The sequence below is a fragment of the Amycolatopsis thailandensis genome, from assembly GCF_042723255.1.
GTDB lineage: Bacteria > Actinomycetota > Actinomycetes > Mycobacteriales > Pseudonocardiaceae > Amycolatopsis > Amycolatopsis thailandensis.
Genome location: NZ_JBHXJK010000158.1, coordinates 1 through 17,493 on the forward strand (window position 1 = coordinate 1; position 17,493 = coordinate 17,493).

Sequence of the window (17,493 nt, forward strand, 5' to 3'; positions counted from 1 at the left end):
CACCCGGAAGTACGTGAAGGCCCCCTTCCCTGCGCCAGGCGCAAGGAAGGGGGCCTTCACGTTACTCAGATCAGGTCGAAGGTGTCCGGGTCCGGGCCGGTGCGAGTGCCGTCGTCGAACTCGGAGAGGGCGGCGAGATCGTCTTCGGCCAGTTCGAAGTCGAAGACGTCGAGGTTCTCGCGGATCCGGGACGGGGTCACGGACTTCGGGATGGCCACCGTGCCGAGTTGCAGATGCCAGCGCAGCACCAGCTGGGCCGGGCTCTTGCCGTACTTGGCGGCGAGCGCGGTCAGCGTCGCGTCCGAGAGCAGCGACCCCTGCGCCAGCGGGCTCCACGCCTCGGTGACGATGCCGTGCTCGGCGTGGAACTCCCGCAGCGCCTTCTGCTGGAGCCGGGGATGCAACTCGACCTGGTTGACCGCGGGCACGATCCCGGTTTCGCCGAACAGCCGCCGCAGATGCGGGACGTGGAAGTTCGACACGCCGATGGCTCGCGTGCGGCCGTCCGCGTAGAGCTTTTCCAGCGCCCGCCAGGTTTCGACGTACTTCCCGCGCGTCGGCATCGGCCAGTGGACCAGGTACAGGTCGATGCGGTCCAGGCCGAGCTGCGCGAGGCTCGCGTCGAACGCCCGGAGCGCCTCGTCGTAGCCGTGCGCCGGGTTCGGCAGCTTCGTGGTGATGAACAGTTCGTCGCGGGGCACCCCCGCCGAGCGGATCGCCTCGCCGACACCGGCTTCGTTCCCGTAAGACGCGGCGGTGTCGATGCTGCGGTACCCGGCCTCGATGGCGGTCCGGACGACCTTGGCCGTGTCGCCCGCGGGCACCTGCCAGACACCGAAACCGAGTTGGGGGATGGCTACCTCGTTGTTCAGGACGACGGAAGGCACGGCCATGGATGAAGAATCCTCACTGGGCTCTGTCGCAGGGCTTCTTGTCCCGCATCATTCCATCCCGCGGGCCGCGTAGGCGCGCAGATGCTCCGCCGTGTCCGCGTCGGCGGGGAAGAAGGATTCGATCACCAGCTCGGCGACCGTGATGTCCAACGGCGTACCGAAAGTGGAGACCGTGCTGAAGAACGTGAGATCGGCGCCCTCGTGCCGCAGCCGCAACGGGACGAAGATGTCACCCGGTCCGGGGACCTCCACCTCGGGGACGGGGTCCGCGCAGGGATAGGCGAGCAGTTCCTCCAGGAGATCGGTCAGCACCGGATCGGCCGTCTGGGTCACCTGCCGCCGCAGCCTGCCGAGCAGGTGGGCACGCCACTCCCCCAGGTTCAGCACATGCGGCGCCATCCCCTCGGGATGCAGCGTCAGCCGCAGGACGTTGACCGGCGGCGTCATGAGGGTCGGCGAGACGAGGTCGGTCATGATCGAAACACTCGCGTTGGCGTCGACCAGGTTCCACCAGCGATCGGCGACGGCGGCCGGGTACGGCTCGTGGCTGGTCAGCAGCTGACGGACCGCCTTGCGGACCGCCGCCATCTCCGGGGCTCCCAGGCCGCTCTCGGCGTAGGCGGGCGCGTAACCCGCCGCCAAAAGCAGCTGATTGCGTTCCCGCAAAGGCACCTCCAGGTGTTCGCCGAGCCGCAGCACCATGTCCCGGCTGGGCTTGGACCGGCCGGTCTCCACGAAGCTCAGATGCCGGGTGGAGATCTCCGCGGAGATGGCGAGGTCGAGCTGGCTGATCCGGCGGCGGTCGCGCCATTCCCGCAGGAGTTCGCCGACGGGTCGCCCGGCGCGGCTCGCGGTCACTGTGGTCGTCACGATCACGAACCTACGCACCGCGGGTGCCGCGCCGCCATTACCTCCCGCGTAATCGACGGGATCCGCCTCCGGCCGACAGAGTTGCCTCATCGGTTACCCACCAACGAAAGAGGACACCATGTCGGACATCCAGCGCGTCGCCGAGCAGTACATCGCCGTGTGGAACGAGACCGACGCGGACAAGCGCCGCGCGCTCATCGCCGAAGTGTTCACCGAGGACGCCGTCTACACCGACCCGCTCGGCGCCGTCACCGGCCACGGCGGTGTCGACGGCTTCATCGCCGGGGCGCAGGCCCAGTTCGCGGGCCTGAGGTTCAGCCTGCCCACGGCACCCGACGCGCACCACGACATCGCTCGGTTCCAGTGGTACCTGGGCCCGGAGGGCGCGGAGGAGCCGCTGGCGATCGGTTTCGACGTCATCACCGTCGAGGACGGGCGGATCAAGCAGGTGCTGGGCTTTCTCGACAAGATGCCCGGCTGACACTCACGCGAAGGCCTCCGGCGGCGGGCAGGAGCAGACGAGGTTGCGGTCCCCCGCGGCCCCGTCGATCCGCCGCACCGGAGGCCAGATCTTCGCCGCCCCGAAGCCGGCCGGGAAGACCGCGATCTCCCTGCTGTACGGACGATCCCACTCACCCGCGAGACAGCGCGCGGTGTGCGGGGCGTTCCGCAGCGGGCTCGCCTCCACCGGCCACTCCCCCGCCGCGACCTTCTCGATCTCACCGCGGATCGCGATCATCGCGTCGCAGAACCGGTCGAGTTCGCCGAGATCCTCGCTCTCGGTGGGCTCGACCATGAGGGTTCCCGCGACGGGGAAGGACATCGTCGGCGCGTGGAGGCCGTAGTCGGCGAGCCGTTTGGCGACGTCGTCGACGGTGACGCCGGCCCGCTTCGTGAGCGCGCGGAGGTCGAGGATGCACTCGTGCGCCACCAGGCCGTCGTGCCCGGAGTACAGCACCGGATAGTGCTCCGCGAGGCGCTTGGCGACGTAGTTGGCGTTCGCGACCGCGGTCAGCGTCGCACGCCTCAGGCCCTCCGCGCCCATCATCCGGACGTAGGCCCAGGAGATCGGCAGGATCGACGCGCTCCCCCAGGGCGCGGCGCTGATCGGGCCCACGCCCGTGGCCGGTCCGGCGTCCGGCTGCAGCGGGTGGTTCGGCAGGTACGGCGCCAGATGCGCGCGGACGCCGATCGGCCCGATGCCCGGCCCGCCTCCGCCGTGCGGGATGCAGAAGGTCTTGTGCAGGTTGAGATGCGAGACGTCGGCGCCGAACCTGCCGTACTGCGCGACCCCGATCAGGGCGTTGAGGTTCGCGCCGTCGACGTACACCTGGCCGCCCGCGTCGTGCACCAGTGCGCAGACCTCGCGGACGGTGTCCTCGTAGACGCCGTGCGTCGACGGATAGGTGATCATGATCGCGGCCAGGTCGTCCGCGTGCTCGTCCACTGTGGACTTGAGGTGGCCGAGGTCGATGTTGCCCTCGTCGTCGCATTTCACGACGACAACCCGCATTCCCGCCATGACCGCGCTGGCCGCGTTCGTCCCGTGCGCGCTCGACGGGATCAGGCAGACGTCACGCGCCGCGTTCCCGTGTTCCCGGTGATAGGCCCGGATCGCCAGCAACCCCGCGAACTCGCCCTGGCTCCCGGCGTTCGGTTGCAGGGAAACGGCGTCGTAGCCGGTGATGCCGGCCAGCCACCGCTCCAGGTCCTTCACGATCGTGAGGAGTCCGGCGGCGTCTTCGGCGGGCGCGAACGGGTGCAGACCGGCGAACTCGGGCCAGGTGATCGGCTCCATTTCCGCCGTGGCGTTGAGTTTCATCGTGCACGAGCCGAGCGGGATCATGCTCCGGTCGAGTGCGACGTCCTTGTCGGACAACGCTCTCAGGTACCGCAGCAGCGCCGTCTCCGAGCGGTGCGCGTGAAAGACGGGATGGGTCAGGTAGTCGCTCGTACGGCGCAGATCCGGCGGGAAGCCGTCGGCGGTGTCGGCGTCGAGCGAGTCCACATCGGACACCGCCACGCCGAAAGCCTTCCACACCAAGGAAAGGTGCTCGCGGGTCGTCGTCTCGTCACAGGCGACGGCGACGTGGTCCGCGTCCACGAGCCGCAGGTTGACCCCGAGCTCCCGCGCCGTGCCGACGACGACCGCCGCGCGGCCGGGGACGGAGACCTTCACGGTGTCGAAGAACTCGCAGTGCACGACGTCGACACCGCTTTCGGCGAGCCCCGCCGCGAGCACGGTGGCCATCCGGTGCGCGCGGCTCGCGATGGCACGCAGTCCTTCGGGGCCGTGGTACACCGCGTACATCGACGCGATGACCGCCAAGAGCACCTGAGCGGTGCAGATGTTGCTCGTCGCCTTCTCGCGGCGGATGTGCTGTTCGCGGGTCTGGAGCGCGAGCCGGTACGCGGGCGCGCCGTCCGCGTCCTTCGACACGCCGACCAGCCTGCCCGGCAACTGCCGTTCGAGACCTTGCCGGACAGCGAGGTACGCCGCGTGCGGGCCGCCGAAGCCCATCGGGACGCCGAACCGCTGCGTCGAGCCGATCGCGACGTCGGCGCCGAGCTCGCCCGGCGGCCGGAGCAGGGTCAGCGCGAGCGGATCCGCGGCCATCACCACGGCCGCGCCCAGTGCCTTGGCCTCGGCGATGGTGTGGTCCCATTCGCGGACGGCGCCCGAAGCCCCTGGGTACGACAGCAGCACCCCGAAGAAGTCGCCACCGAGGCCCAGTCCGGTGATGCCCTGGGACAGGTCGGCGGTCACCAGCTCGATGCCGAGCGGTTCGGCGCGAGTGCGCAGGACCTCGATCGTCTGGGGCAGGGTGTCCTCGTCGACCACGAACCGGTTCGATTTCGCCTTGCCCGCCCGGCGGACCAGCGTCATCGCCTCCGCCGCCGCCGTCGCCTCGTCCAGCATCGACGCGTTGGCGATCGGCAGGCCGGTCAGGTCGGCGACCATGGTCTGGAAGTTGAGCAGCGCTTCGAGACGGCCCTGCGAGATCTCCGGCTGATACGGCGTGTACGCGGTGTACCAGGCCGGGCTCTCCAGCACGTTGCGGCGGATCACCGGCGGGGTCACCGTGTCGTGGTAGCCGAGGCCGATCATCTGCGTCATCGGCCGGTTACGCGCGGCCAGGGCGCGGAGTTCGGCGAGCGCGCCGGTCTCGGTGGCGGGTGGCGGCAGCTCCGGCGGTGTCGCGGACTCCCTCAGCGACGCGGGAACGGCCCGCTCGGCGAGCTCGTCGAGAGAGGCGACGCCGACGACGTCGAGGATGCGTGCGAGGTCTTCGGCGCCAGGACCGATGTGCCGGTCCGCGAAAGGGGTTCCGGATTCGAGAGCGGCCAGTGAAACGGGCTCCATCGGGGACCTCCCAAGACGCGGGGGTGGGGCCGGGACGGATTGTCCTGGCCCTCCCCACTCTGTCCGTACCCCCCGCGGGGGCGCCTGAGAGTTTCGCCCGTGGGTTGATTCGGGCTTGCACCGTCGGCGGGGCCGCCAGGTGGTGACCTGGCGACTCACTTTCCAGAGGCGTCTCGTCCGCGCGGTCCAGGGTGCCTGAGAGGTTCCGGGGAGGACTTGCTCCTTCGGCGCCGAGCTGTTATCGGCTCGGACTCTCCCGCGCGGATTCGTCGACCGCGGAAGTGAGCCTACCCTGCCGCTCGCGCGGCTTCATGATCAGCCGGTGCGACGTGCGTTACGGCGCTGAGTGAGCTCGTCCGGAGTGACGGTTTCGATCACGCCGCCGTCGGCCCGCTCGGCCGGGAACTCGTGGATGGTGCCGCTGATCTCCTGCATCGCCCCGCTGACCGCGATGCCGAACACGCCCTGCCCGCCCTGGAGTAAATCGACGATCTCTTCGGGCGAGGTGCACTCGTAGACGGTGGTGCCGTCGGAGAACAGGGTGACCTTGGCGAGGTCGCGGACGCCGCGCAGGCGCAGGTGGTCCACGGCGACGCGGATGTTCTGGAGGGAGACACCGGTGTCCAGGAGCCGCTTGACGACCTTCAGGACGAGGATGTCCTTGAACGAGTAGAGCCGCTGCGAACCGGAACCGTGCGCCGTCCGGATGCTCGGCGCGACCAGCTTCGTGCGGGCCCAGTAGTCGAGCTGCCGGTAGGTGATCCCGGCGATCTGACAGGCGGCGGGACCGCGGTAGCCGACGAGTTCATCCGGAAGGGAAGAGTCGGGGAACAGCTCGCCCTGCTCGCCGTCAGCGACCGGAACGAGCGGCTCTTGAGGGCTACCAGCCTCGACCACGCCATGCCTCCCCTCGCCCGACCTGGCGGCCGGCGAACAAAGCCGCGCGGACCCACGTGAGTCCGCACCGGAGTGAACCGTCAAGACGAATGCCCCAGACATCCGAATCACACCTTGGCGATTCACCTTCATTGACGGTAAGCGCGTCCGGCAAAGCGGTCAACGCGACGCGCGGTCGGCCTCAAGCTCTTCTTGAGGCTTGCCAGGGAACACTCCCCCGTTCGGCCGCACGCTTGCCCATTTTACTCAGTCGTGTTATTTTTTACTCATGCAAGTAAATCCCTCCACCCAAAGTGCCATGCAAGAAGTTCAGGCGGAGCTGGGGCTGTCGGTCACGGAAGCCGCGCGGCGAGCCCAGATCGTCGGAGCCACCATCGCGACGATCTCCGAGCTCGGCTACCACAAGACGTCGTTCGCGAAGATCAAGGAGCGGGCCGGGCTGTCCAGCACCCGGATCATCTCCTACCACTTCACCAACAAGGCCGGCCTGATGCAGGCCGTGGTCACCACCGTGACCGGCATGAAGGACAAGTTCCTGGAAGAGCGCATCCAGGGCACGACCGACCGGGCCGGGCTCCTGCGCGGCTACATCGAGTCGGAGATCGCGTTCCTCGGCTCGTACCCGGAGCTCGTGCGGGTCATGGTCGAGATGGCTTCGAGCGGCTCCGACGTCGAAGGCTGGTTCATGTCGGCGCCGATGGTCGAGGAGTTCCGGACCGGGCGGCTCGAACGCCAGCTGAAGCAGGGCCAGCAGGACGGCGCTTTCGGCGACTTCGCGGCGGACGTGATGGCGCTGTCCATCGCGCAGGCCGTCGACGGTGTGGCCGCGAAGTTCGCGGCGGACCCGAACCTGGACCTGGAGCGGTACGGGCGGGAACTCGCGGACCTGTTCGTCAAGGCGACCGCGTCCTGAGTGCCGGGCTCACCTCGTGAGTGGCAGGGACGGTTAGAGCGGACCGGCATTTATCGACCTGCGCGAGGGTGGCGGTTCAGCGTCTGCCGGGCTCGACGGTGCGGGAATTGGGACGTTGAACGTCCCAATTCCTTCACCGTGGGGTCGCCCGGCTTCGGAACTTGATCAACGGAAGATCCGGGACACTCAACGTCCCCGATCCTCCGTTGATCAAGGTCATGTCGGTCAGGGACCGGTGGCAGACGAGGTGACAGGGGAAGATTCCGGACACTCAACGTCCGGAATCCTCCCCCGTCGACCACGCCACCATCCAGCCCCACCCGGCACCACGACGAAACACGGCTCCACCGACGACAGACCCAGCACGTTCACTGCCCTGACTCCCCCACCAACAAGACCGAGCGTGGAGGATCCGGGACACTCAACGTCCCAAATCCTCCACACTCGACCGGTCACACAGTGGGCAGGCGAATACGGATCCGCCGGAACCGGCCTCGCCACTCACGACCACCTGTACCGACACTTCACCGCCACTTTTACGGACTTTGCGATCGACACCGCAAGCATGAAGAAGGGGCGGCGCCACCGGCGCCGCCCCTTCGTTCGAGATCCTGGTAGGTGATCAGGTGTCCGCGCCGCGGAAGTCCTCCGGCGAGACCGAGTCGAGGAACTCGCGGAACTTCTCCACCTCGTCCTCCTGCTCGTCGGGGATGATGAGGCCCGCTTCCTCCAGCACCGCGTCGACGGCGTGGATCGGCACCCCCACCCGCAGCGCCAGGGCCACCGAGTCGCTCGGCCGCGCCGAAACCCGGATGTCCCCGTCGAAGACCAGTTCCGCGAAGAACGTGCCTTCCTTCAAGTCTGTGATGACGACCTGTTCCAGCTCGCGACCCAACGCTCCGATGACCTCTTTGAGCAGGTCATGGGTGAGCGGACGGGCCGGGCGGACTCCCTGCTGCTCCAAGGCGATGGCGGTGGCCTCGACCGAGCCGATCCAGATCGGCAGGTACCGCTCGCCTTCGGTTTCCCGTAGCAACAAGATCGGCTGATTCGCGGGCAGCTCCACCCGCACGCCGACGACGCGCATCTCGCTCATCGGGCTTCGCCTCCCTCTCGTGCGCACGGGCTGCAACGCTTGTCTCGACGACCAAGCGACGGCAGTCCCGACGCTACCCGTCTTCCGCGCGCTGTGCTCGCTGTCTCCGACATTCCGGTTCGCCCGTGGCAAACCCAACTCCACGGTACGGCATCGGATGCCGAACATTCAGTCATTGACAAGTGGCCTCACAACGGTTCGCGGCTCCTTGAGCCGTTCAACCGCCCGTGACAGCCCGTATTCCGGCCTTCACCAAGAGCGTATGTAACGCCACGGTCAGTGCCGCGAGCTCTCGGACGACCTCGTCGCCCCTCGCCTTGGCGTCCTCGTCACGATGCCGATACACCGGGGTCACGATCTGCTCCACCAGGCCGACCTCGCGGTCGGCGGCGGCCCGGAAGGCACGCAGATGTCTCGGCTCTATACCGAATTCGGTCATCGCTTTCACGGTCTTCGCCACGAGGACCGCGTCAGGATCGAAGAATCCCGCCGCTCCCGGCCGGACGAGACCGTATTGCCGCAGCTCAGCCAGGGTGGCGGCGTCGATGCCCGCCTGACGGAGCAGATCTTCCTCGGTCAGCCTGATCTCGCGATCGGTCTCGAAGTCCCCGGGGGACGGCAATCCACCGTTTTCCCCGGGGGCGTCGAGCGAAACGAGTTTCCGCGGCGGCTTGGGCAGCACCGCCGAGAGCGCGGCACCCTGATCCGCCGCGTCCAGCTGTTCCTTGATGACCTTCAGCGGAAGGTAGTGATCCCGCTGGGCGGACAGGACGAACCGCAACCGCTCCACGTCCGCCGGAGCGAACTGCCGGTACCCCGACGGGGTCCGGCCCGGCTGGACCAGACCCTCCGCCTCGAGGAACCGGATCTTGGAGATGGTGACATCGGGGAAATCGCCGCGCAGCTGTGCCAGCACGGCCCCGATACTCAACCCATCGCGCTGCGACGCATCCCGATCAGGCCGCCCGGCCGCCGTCACCGTGCCCCCTGGCCCCCGTGACCCGGGCCGGTCAGGAAGACCAGGCGGAACTTGCCGATCTGCACCTCGTCGCCACCGGCGAGCACGGCCTGGTCGACCGGCTCGCGGTTGACGTAGGTGCCGTTGAGGCTGCCGACGTCGATGACGACGAACTCGCCACCCTCACGGCGGAACTCGGCGTGCCGCCGGGAAACCGTGACGTCGTCGAGGAAGATGTCGCTGTCCGGGTGCCGTCCCGCGCTGGTGGTGTCGCGGTCCAGCAGGAAGCGCGAACCGGCGTTCGGTCCCCGCTTGACGACCAGCAGCGCGGAACCCGCGGGCAGCGCGTCCACGCCCTGGACGGGGGCCTCGGCAGCCGGAGGAGCCTCAGTGCCTTCGACGTCGGCCAGGAAGTCGGCCCGGAAGACAGAAGTCCGCTCCGGAGACTGCTCCGGGGGAACGCCGGGCCCGTCGTTCGTGCTCACCTGAGCTCTCCTAACGCATGTGTGTTGCCACTACTCAAGAACGTGTGGAGGTCAAACGTACCGTGCCTGATCGAAACTCCGGCCCGCGGCTCCCCCTACTCTTCCCGAAGGGCCGCGGCCTGCGGCTATTCCTTGATCAGCGCCTGGTAGGCCTCGGCCTCGAGCAGGGATTCGACCGAGCTCGCGTCGTCGAGACGGAGTTCGATCAGCCAGCCCTCGCCGTAGGGGTCGCTGTTGATCAGCTCGGGCGACTCGGTCACCGCTTCGTTGACCGCGACCACCTCGCCGTCGAGCGGGGCGAACAGCTCCGAAACGCTCTTGGTCGACTCGACCTCGCCGAACGCGTCGCCGGAGCCGACCTGCTTGCCGACCTCGGGCAGTTCGACGAACACCACGTCACCGAGCTGGTCCTGGGCGTACTCCGTGATGCCCACGCGCACGAGCCCTCCGTCGCGCACGGAGACCCACTCGTGCTCCTCGGTGTACCGCAGTTCTTCTGGAGTGGACAACGCCGCTCCCCTTTCTGACGCCCTCGCTCGAATCCGACGCGCGCAGTTTCGCATCCCGCCGGGTCACGCGCCCGGCGCCTCCCGCAAGTCCGCGGGTTCGGCCGTCCGGAGTGCCCGAGCCGTCTGGACGATGTACAGCACGCCCGAATAGACGTACAGGACCGCGCCCCACGCCGTGAACGCGTACCCGATCGGCCGGGCGATGGCGGCGATGTCGGAGCCGCCCTGCGTGAGCAGCAGGAACGGGAAGGCGTACATCAGCACGAAGGTGGCGCCCTTGCCGATGTAGGTGACCTCCGGCGGGGCGAACCCGCGGCGCCGCAGTAACAGCACGCAGACGCCGAGCACGGCCTCGCGGACGACCAGCGGGACCACCAGCCACCACGGGATGATGTCGCGGATCAGGAAGGCGATGAGCGTGGCGAGGATGTAGAGCCGGTCGGCGGCGGGGTCGAGCAGCTGCCCGAGCCGCGACATCTGGTTGAGCCAGCGGGCGAGTTTGCCGTCGAGCCAGTCGGTGAGGGCGCTGAACACGAGCAGCGCGAGCGCCCAGCCGTCCTCCTTCGGACCGAGGAGCAGCCACAGGAAGACGGGCACCCCGGCGAGCCGGAGGATCGAAAGCATGTTGGGAACGTTCAGGGCCTGCCGCAGCAAAGAAGGCTCTTCGCTGGTCACGCTCGGTTCGGGGGGCGTACTCACCCGCTCAGCCTATCCAGCGGCGGCAGGTCCTCCCGCGTCAGCTGGCCCGGGTGTGGGTCCAGCCGCGGCGTTGCAGGTCCGCGCTGGTCAGCGCCACGGGCCTGCCTCGGTGGTCGGTGCCCATCCAGCGCGTGTGGCCGGCGGAGCTTTCGAGGACGTACGGGCGGCCGCCACACCAGACGACGGTGCACGGTGCCGTCGGTGGCAGCTCCGTGTTCGCCGGTGCGGTGGCCTGGGGTGACGCGGGATCGGTCTGTTCGTCGGTCTTCATCGCTCTCACGGTTTCGGTGACGGGGACTGGGACACGCCGGAGCGCTACCTTTGTTTTCGGCAGAACGGGGCCGCGTGTTAACGGTTCGGCGCCGGATTCGTCCGATCGGTTCGTCGCGGCAACAGGCTGTCGCCGAGGCGTGAACGGCATGTTAATTGTCCACAATGGACAGTGATTGGGCGGTCCTCGCGTACCGCCACGCGGACGGCGCGATAACCTCCCGCGAATCGAACGTGGCTCAATGCCACGGCATCGGGCCCGGCCGGGTCAGAATGGGCCGGCCACGACCGGCCGACGAAAGGATCGCCTTGCCCGTCTCGACGACCACGGGAACGTGCCGGCGCCTGTTCGCGGTCTGCGCGATCGCCGCGACGCTCGCCGCCTGTTCGGGCGAAGATCCGCCACCGCCTGTCACCTCGATGACGGTCTTGCCTCCCACGCCTCCGTCGGCCATATCCGTCACGTCACTGCCCCCGATTCCGTCGCAGACCGCGCCAAGTCCGTCCACCGCCCCGAAACCCACCACCCAGCCGAAACCCGCTGAACCGGTACAGGGTTCGTGCGGCACGGTGACGGCGGCGAGCGGACTGACCCTCCAGGTGCTCAACGGGCCCGGGGTCTCCTGCGCGGACGCGACCGGGATCGTCGGCTCCTTCCACAAGAGGATCGCCGGACGCCAGTCCGCCGGCTCGGACGAACCGGTCAGCGAGACCGTCGACGGCTGGCTGTGCGTTTCCGGCGCCCCGGCCGCACAAGGCGGCACCAGTTGCAGCAAGGGCGAGCAGAACGTGTTCGCCGCCGTAGTCCCCGTCGAATGAACCATCCCCGAGAAGAAGGGCCCATGAAGACCCTCTCCGCACTTCCCGCCGCGCTCGCCGTCGTCCTGCTGAGCGGCTGCGGCGCCGATCCCGCCCCCGCGGCCGCTCCGCCGCCGTCCTCCCCCGCCGCGGCGCCGGCCGCCGCCGGGACACCCTGCGGCGAGGTCTCCGGGCTCCAAGGCTCGAAGAACAAGGTCGTCGCGCGCGGGAAGACCGAATGCACCGAAGCGACACAGGTGCTCACGGACTACTTCGCCAAGCTGACGCCCGCCGAAGCCGCGTCGCCTCAGGGCCCCGGACCGGTGGTGATCGGCGCCTGGACCTGCGGGAGCGGGCCGAACGATCCGGTGACAAGCTGCTCGACCGAGGACGAGCGGCAGATCGAAGCCACCCGGAACTGAACACGCCCGGCGGCGTCATTTCCCGCGGCGCCGCCGGATCTGCTCCCTCCGGCTGAGGACAACCAGGCTGATCAGCATGCCCGACAGCGCCAGGCCGAACAGCGAGATCAGCGACAGACCCCAGATCCGCGAGGCCCTCGACGGGTAGGCGACCCCGTCACCGGCGAAGACCCTGTCGCCCTCCGCGACCCTTTCGCCCTCGATCCTCCCTCGTCCGGCGCGCCCGTCGTCGAACCGCCATTCCACCTCGCAGTAGGGAAGGGGGCCGCTCATCGGCGGCCCTCCCTTCGTGCATCCGGAGACAGCGGAGACCGTGACGTCCTCGCCGGTCTTCAACTCATGCACGCGATCACCCACGGATCCCACGATGGCCCAGATCAGATAAACGAACGAGATCCCGGCCAGCACCGAGAAGAGAATCCTGGATTTCCGCGGTTTTCCCGGCACGAAAGTCCTTTCCGTTCGGCTGTTTGAGCCTATTCACCGAAGCGCCATGACGGCACGGGATTTGTGCCCACGTGCTCGCGGTCACCCGAGGCCCCCTTGCCACCCGAGGTAAGAGTCGTCTAGACTCAAACTATGCTCACCAGGGACGAAGCCGTGACGATGATCGAGAACTCGGTCGACGCGGCCACTCTGTTCGCCCGATACCCCTACCGGGAATTGGCCGCCGTGCTTCACCCCGACCGCAATCCCGGCGACACTCGGGCGCATCAGGCGGCCGCGACCCTCAATCGCCACTACGACGACTGGAAACGTGCCCGCCGTCAGACGGTCACCACGGCGACGTCGAGCTACACCCTCACCGTTCCGCACGCGGTGGGCAGTATCGCGACGACCTACCGGACCACCGGGCCGCATCTGGTCAAACTCGTCCGGGACCCGGCGCTCAACCCGCTGATCCACGCCGAGTGGGCGGCGTTGCGCGCTCTCGACGGCTTCACCGAACGGCACCGCTGGCTGCGGCCCTACTACCCGCGGCTGCTCGACACCTCCGGCCCGGTGGCCAGGGGTGACCGCGCGTTCAGCGTTCTCGATCCGATCGTCGACGGGTTCGTCACCCTCGCCGACATCGGCGAGGCGTTCCCGGACGGGCTCGACGGCCGCGATTACGCCTGGATGCACCGTCGTCTGCTGCGTGCCGTGGCGGGCGCGCATCGCGCGGGTCTCGTCCACGGCCATCTCACCGCGGACAACGTGCTCGTCCATCCCGGACAGCACGGGATCGTCCTGGTGGGCTGGTCCTTCGCCGTCGAAAGCGGCACTCTCCCGCTGGCGACGGACAACTCGGCCGAATATCCGCCGGAGGTCCACAAAGGACTGCCGATGACCGCGGCCACCGACGTCCACATGCTCCATCGTTTGATGCTTTCCCTGCTGGCGCCCACGGAAACCCGGCAACGCGAGTTCGCCACGTGGTGCACGCAGGAAGACCCGGCACAGCGACCCGACGTCGTCGACCTCCTCGACGAGTACGACGACCTGCTCGGCGAGCTGTACGGCCCCCGCACCTTCCGCCCGTTCATCATCCCCGAGACAGGAGCCTGACCATGGGACACGGACACTGGGACGACAACGCCTACGCCGCCGCGAAGACCTTCCGCGCGGCCAAGGGCGAGGACGATTTCGGCTACAGCGCCGATCTGCGCGCCAAACCCGCCAAGGACTGGAAGGCCGCGCCCGCGCTCGACCCGAAGAACGCCGTCCGGGAATGCCGGGATTCGGCCGATCACAGCGATTCGACGCCGATCGCGGTGCTGTTCGACGTCACCGGCTCGATGCGCCGGGTGCCGCGGATCATGCAGGGCAAACTCGGCAAACTGCACGGGCTGCTGAAGCGCCGCGGCTACCTGGCCGACCCGCAGGTGCTGTTCGGCGCGATCGGCGACGCCGACAGCGACCGGGTCCCGTTGCAGGTCGGGCAGTTCGAATCGGACAACCGGATGGACGAGCAGCTGCGCACGATGTTCCTCGAAGGCGGTGGCGGCGGGCAGAAGAGCGAGTCCTACGAACTGGCCGCCTATTTCATGGCCCGGCACGTGGTCACGGACGCCTGGCAGAACCGCGGCCGCAAGGGTTACCTGTTCCTCATCGGTGACGAGTTGAACAAGCCCGCGCTGGAGGCCCGCCACATCCGCCGGGTGATCGGCGACGACGTGCGGGAAGACATCGACCCCGCCTCGGTCTACCGGGAACTGGCCCGCAAGTGGCACGTCTACTTCGTCCTGCCGAACCAGTCCTCGTACTACAACGACCCGCAGATCGGCGAGCACTGGAATGGCCTGCTCGGCCAGAACTTCCTCAAACTCGACGACCCCGGCGCGGTGTGCGAGCTGATCGCGGCCACGATCGGACTGGAGGAACGGGTCGTCGACGTCGACAGGGTGCTCGCCGATCTCGCGGACGTCGGCTCGGTCGCCGAGAGCAAGGCCGTCGGCAAGGCGCTGGCGAAGCTGGGCACCAAATCGGTCGTCACCTCGGCGGTCCCCGAGCCGGGTGGCCCGAGCGACGTGGTGCTGCGGTGAGCCTCCTGGACGGGCACGTGGTGGTGGTCGGGCTCGGTTTCGGCGACGAGGGCAAGGGCGCCGTCGTCGACGCCCTCTGCGCCGCTCGGCCCACCACCGCCGTCGTCCGCTTCAACGGGGGCGCGCAGGCCGCGCACAACGTCGTCGTGGACGGGCGCCACCACACCTTCAGCCAGTTCGGGGCGGGCACGTTCGCCGGCGTGCCCACCCATCTGTCGCGGTTCGTGCTGGTCGAGCCGTTCGCGCTGGCGGCGGAAGCCCGGCTGCTCGAAACCGGCGGCGTCCGGGATCCGCTTTCGCTGCTGAGTGTGGACGGCCGGGCGCTGCTCACGACGCCGTTCCACATCCACGCCAACCGGGCCAGGGAGGAGGCCCGTGGCGTGGATCGGCACGGCTCGTGCGGGAAGGGCATCGGCGAGACCGTCTGGTACTCGCTGCTGGCCGGGGCCGTGCCGGGTGAGGTGGTGGAGAACCAGGAGGTGATCGGGACACCGGGGGAAGCGCCCACGGTCGCGGACTGCGCTCGGCCGTCGGTGCTGCGGCGCAAACTGGACGCGCTCGCGCGGTTCTACGCGCCGCTCGCCACACCGTCGCACAGCGTGGACGAACTGGTGGCGCTGTACCGCGACTTCGCGGGCGCGGTGCGGATCACCGATGGGGACGAAACGGGTCGGCTCGCGGACGCCGGACGGCTGGTTTTCGAGGGAGCGCAGGGGGTTCTCCTCGACCAGCACCACGGGTTCCATCCGCATACGACCTGGTCCACCACCACCCCGCACAACGCCCGCGCACTGCTGGGTGGGCGTCCGCATGCCGTACTGGGGGTCACGCGGACGTACCTCACCCGGCACGGCGCGGGGCCGCTTCCCAGCGAGTCCGCCGCCGTGCTGGCCCGGTTTCCCGAGGTCCACAACGAAACCGGCGAGTTCCAGGGCGCGTGGCGGGCGGGCCACCTCGACGCGGCGCTGCTGGACTACGCGCTCGCGGCCTGCGACGGCGTGGACGCGTTCGCGGTGACCCACCTCGACGCGACCGGCCTGCGGGTCGTGCCCGGTGACGGCTCCCCCGCCGTCGAGCTGCCGGATCCACTGGCGTGGTTCGGCGCGCGGCTGCCGGTGGCTGTCGCCGGGTACGGCCCGGACAGGGCGGGTTACCGGGTCACGGAGGCAAGGTCGACAATCTACGCGTGATCGAGTCGACGCCGGTGTCCGTGGACGTGCTCGTGGTGCGGTTCGCCCCCGGCACCCGCACAGTCCTGCTGGGAATCGCACCGCGAGCCGCCGAGCCGTTCGCGGGCAAGCTCGCCCTGCCCGGGGTGCTGCTCGGGGTCGGAGAACGGCTGCGGGACGCCGCGGGCCGGGCGGCGGTCACCAAACTGGGGCTGCCGCCCGACGCGCTTTCGGCGACGGGACAGCTCGCCACCTTCGACGAGCCGAACCGTGATCCCCGGGGTCCGACGCTGTCGGTCGCCTTGTGGGCCACCACTTCCCCGGCGCTCGACGATCCGGGGAACGTCGTGTGGGCGCCGTTGGACGAGGTGCCCCCGCTGGCGTTCGACCACGACCGGATCGTGGCGGACTGCCGTCCGCTGCTGGCGGACAAACTGTGGCGCGACGTCACGTTCACGGCCGGGTTGCTGGGGCCGATCTTCACCACGGCGCAGGCGCTGGACGCGACCGAGGCACTGACCGGGGACCGCCCCTATCCGGCCAATCTGGGCCGGACCATGGAGCGGGTCCCCGGCTTGCGGCGCACCACGGAACACGCGGCCGCCCTCCCCAAGGGAGGACGGCCGCCGTCCTTGTGGCGCTGGGAATAGCGGGATCAGATCCCGCAGGCCGAAGCCGACCAGAACCGGCTGGACCGGTGGGCGACGTGCGTGTGATCGCTGTGTCCGGGGTAGCCCGGCCCGAGGATCTCACTGAACCCGTGGTTGCGGGCCTGCTTCGCCAGCCCGCAGAAGCCCTGCGAGCCCGCTCCGAGGTCCACCGCGTCGCCGTAGAGGTGACGGCTGTTGGTCGCGCCGCCGACCGCGTTGTTGCAGGAGACGCTGCGGAAGCCGCCGTTGACGGTGATCGGCCGGTCACCCATGGCGTGCCGCATCGCCTGCAGCTTCCACATCGACACCAGCGCGTTGGCCTTCGCCGTCGCGGCCGAGACGTTGCCGCCCGACCAGTCGGAGTTGCACCGGTTCAGTTCGGCGAAGGTGAAGTTGACCGGCGAGCAGTCGTCGTCCTGCAACGCGTAGATCTTCGTGAACGTGGCCGATCCGGCGATGCCGTCCGCGCCCAGCCCGTAGGCCTGCTGGAAGCGGGTGACCGCGGCCTTGGTGCCCGCGCCGAACTGGCCGTCGATGGCGAGGACGCCACCGTAACCGGGGTAACCGGCGACCCGGATCTGCAACTGCCGGACGTCCTCACCGGACGCGCCCTCGGACAACGTGCGTCCCCAGCTGTAACAGGCGTCGGAGACGGACATTTCGCCCGCCGTCACCGGGCCTGGATCGGCGGCGGCCGGGGTGGCCACCGCGGTACCGAGGCCCGCCACGAGGGCGAGCATCGGCAGGAGGAAACGAATGCGCATGACAGGAACACCTTTCAAGGCAGGGAAGGTGAGACCCGTGACCCCCACGGGTTGTCAACGATTCACTGCCCGGGATGCTAACGCGGTTCCTGCTACCGCGCTGTGGGTCGTTCGACCCACACACCCGCTCCGGCGCGGCCGTCACGCGTGCTCGAAGACGGAACACGCGTGCTTGAAGCCGTGACTCGCGTGCTTGGAGACGGAACTCGCG

General features: G+C 68.9%; 21 protein-coding genes and 1 riboswitch. Of the genes, 8 read left to right on the forward strand and 13 right to left on the reverse strand.

Annotated elements, in window-relative coordinates:
- Positions 1–65 precede the first annotated feature (65 nt).
- Together ACFWMR_RS37375 and ACFWMR_RS37380 are read right to left on the reverse strand one after the other, a co-directional pair.
- Complete coding sequence (locus ACFWMR_RS37375; RefSeq protein WP_378381815.1) at positions 66–893, reverse strand: aldo/keto reductase; 828 nt, start codon at positions 891–893, stop codon at positions 66–68.
- 48 nt (positions 894–941) lie between these two features.
- Positions 942–1,769, reverse strand: a complete 828-nt coding sequence (locus ACFWMR_RS37380) for a helix-turn-helix domain-containing protein (protein ID WP_378381816.1) — start codon at positions 1,767–1,769, stop codon at positions 942–944.
- A gap of 112 nt (positions 1,770–1,881) precedes the next feature.
- On the opposite strand from ACFWMR_RS37380, the gene ACFWMR_RS37385 reads away from it, so the two are divergent.
- Positions 1,882–2,244, forward strand: coding sequence for a nuclear transport factor 2 family protein (locus ACFWMR_RS37385; RefSeq protein ID WP_378381817.1), 363 nt, complete (start codon positions 1,882–1,884; stop codon positions 2,242–2,244).
- A 3-nt stretch (positions 2,245–2,247) separates the two neighbouring features.
- Here the strand turns inward: ACFWMR_RS37385 and gcvP are convergent, their stop codons facing one another.
- Entirely contained in the window at positions 2,248–5,127 is a 2,880-nt protein-coding gene (gcvP, locus tag ACFWMR_RS37390) for an aminomethyl-transferring glycine dehydrogenase (protein ID WP_378381818.1), read from the reverse strand.
- Positions 5,128–5,299: 172 nt separating this feature from the next.
- A riboswitch (glycine riboswitch) is annotated at positions 5,300–5,396 on the reverse strand.
- A 46-nt stretch (positions 5,397–5,442) separates the two neighbouring features.
- Positions 5,443–6,024 carry a MerR family transcriptional regulator gene (locus tag ACFWMR_RS37395; protein WP_005150040.1) on the reverse strand — a complete coding sequence of 194 codons (582 nt, stop codon included), beginning with the start codon at positions 6,022–6,024 and terminating at the stop codon, positions 5,443–5,445.
- 298 nt (positions 6,025–6,322) lie between these two features.
- On the opposite strand from ACFWMR_RS37395, the gene ACFWMR_RS37400 reads away from it, so the two are divergent.
- Positions 6,323–6,937 carry a TetR/AcrR family transcriptional regulator gene (locus ACFWMR_RS37400; RefSeq protein WP_378381819.1) on the forward strand — a complete coding sequence of 205 codons (615 nt, stop codon included), beginning with the start codon at positions 6,323–6,325 and terminating at the stop codon, positions 6,935–6,937.
- Positions 6,938–7,559: 622 nt separating this feature from the next.
- Here ACFWMR_RS37400 and ACFWMR_RS37405 read toward each other — a convergent pair.
- From ACFWMR_RS37405 to ACFWMR_RS37435, 7 genes are all read right to left on the reverse strand, one after another.
- The gene (locus ACFWMR_RS37405; RefSeq protein ID WP_005150031.1) at positions 7,560–8,033 is read right to left on the reverse strand and encodes a bifunctional nuclease family protein; all 474 of its coding nucleotides are present in this window, start codon (positions 8,031–8,033) and stop codon (positions 7,560–7,562) included.
- A gap of 217 nt (positions 8,034–8,250) precedes the next feature.
- Positions 8,251–9,012: a transcriptional regulator FtsR gene (ftsR, locus tag ACFWMR_RS37410; protein ID WP_378381820.1), complete on the reverse strand. Its 762-nt coding sequence runs from the start codon at positions 9,010–9,012 to the stop codon at positions 8,251–8,253.
- A complete protein-coding gene (gene garA / locus ACFWMR_RS37415) occupies positions 9,009–9,476 on the reverse strand; it encodes a glycogen accumulation regulator GarA (protein ID WP_005150023.1) in 468 nt (155 codons plus the stop codon). Before garA ends, ftsR begins: the two co-directional genes overlap by 4 nt.
- Before the next feature lie 125 nt (positions 9,477–9,601).
- Entirely contained in the window at positions 9,602–9,985 is a 384-nt protein-coding gene (gene gcvH, locus ACFWMR_RS37420) for a glycine cleavage system protein GcvH (protein ID WP_378276668.1), read from the reverse strand.
- Positions 9,986–10,048: 63 nt separating this feature from the next.
- Positions 10,049–10,684, reverse strand: a complete 636-nt coding sequence (locus tag ACFWMR_RS37425) for a CDP-alcohol phosphatidyltransferase family protein (RefSeq protein WP_378276667.1) — start codon at positions 10,682–10,684, stop codon at positions 10,049–10,051.
- 37 nt (positions 10,685–10,721) lie between these two features.
- A complete protein-coding gene (locus tag ACFWMR_RS37430) occupies positions 10,722–10,955 on the reverse strand; it encodes a hypothetical protein (protein WP_005150017.1) in 234 nt (77 codons plus the stop codon).
- A gap of 238 nt (positions 10,956–11,193) precedes the next feature.
- Positions 11,194–11,394, reverse strand: a complete 201-nt coding sequence (locus ACFWMR_RS37435) for a hypothetical protein (RefSeq protein WP_378381821.1) — start codon at positions 11,392–11,394, stop codon at positions 11,194–11,196.
- 130 nt (positions 11,395–11,524) lie between these two features.
- Here ACFWMR_RS37435 and ACFWMR_RS37440 point away from each other — a divergent pair, with 130 nt between their 5' ends.
- Together ACFWMR_RS37440 and ACFWMR_RS37445 are read left to right on the forward strand one after the other, a co-directional pair.
- Positions 11,525–11,773, forward strand: a complete 249-nt coding sequence (locus ACFWMR_RS37440; RefSeq protein WP_005150008.1) for a hypothetical protein — start codon at positions 11,525–11,527, stop codon at positions 11,771–11,773.
- A gap of 23 nt (positions 11,774–11,796) precedes the next feature.
- Complete coding sequence (locus tag ACFWMR_RS37445; protein ID WP_378381822.1) at positions 11,797–12,174, forward strand: hypothetical protein; 378 nt, start codon at positions 11,797–11,799, stop codon at positions 12,172–12,174.
- A gap of 15 nt (positions 12,175–12,189) precedes the next feature.
- Here ACFWMR_RS37445 and ACFWMR_RS37450 read toward each other — a convergent pair whose 3' ends face one another.
- Entirely contained in the window at positions 12,190–12,621 is a 432-nt protein-coding gene (locus tag ACFWMR_RS37450; protein WP_378381823.1) for a hypothetical protein, read from the reverse strand.
- Positions 12,622–12,753: 132 nt separating this feature from the next.
- Here ACFWMR_RS37450 and ACFWMR_RS37455 point away from each other — a divergent pair, with 132 nt between their 5' ends.
- From ACFWMR_RS37455 to ACFWMR_RS37470, 4 genes are read left to right on the forward strand one after another with little or no spacing between them, the layout of a single operon-like run.
- Positions 12,754–13,722 (forward strand): adenylate cyclase, encoded by a 969-nt coding sequence (locus tag ACFWMR_RS37455; protein ID WP_378381824.1) that lies wholly within the window; start codon positions 12,754–12,756, stop codon positions 13,720–13,722.
- A gap of 2 nt (positions 13,723–13,724) precedes the next feature.
- Positions 13,725–14,699, forward strand: coding sequence for a hypothetical protein (locus ACFWMR_RS37460; protein ID WP_378381825.1), 975 nt, complete (start codon positions 13,725–13,727; stop codon positions 14,697–14,699).
- Entirely contained in the window at positions 14,696–15,889 is a 1,194-nt protein-coding gene (locus ACFWMR_RS37465; RefSeq protein WP_378381826.1) for an adenylosuccinate synthetase, read from the forward strand. Before ACFWMR_RS37460 ends, ACFWMR_RS37465 begins: the two co-directional genes overlap by 4 nt.
- Positions 15,886–16,518: an NUDIX domain-containing protein gene (locus tag ACFWMR_RS37470; protein ID WP_378381827.1), complete on the forward strand. Its 633-nt coding sequence runs from the start codon at positions 15,886–15,888 to the stop codon at positions 16,516–16,518. Before ACFWMR_RS37465 ends, ACFWMR_RS37470 begins: the two co-directional genes overlap by 4 nt.
- Before the next feature lie 5 nt (positions 16,519–16,523).
- On the opposite strand, the gene ACFWMR_RS37475 is transcribed toward ACFWMR_RS37470, so the two are convergent.
- Positions 16,524–17,282 (reverse strand): D-Ala-D-Ala carboxypeptidase family metallohydrolase, encoded by a 759-nt coding sequence (locus ACFWMR_RS37475; protein ID WP_378381828.1) that lies wholly within the window; start codon positions 17,280–17,282, stop codon positions 16,524–16,526.
- Between the last annotated feature and the right edge of the window lie 211 nt (positions 17,283–17,493).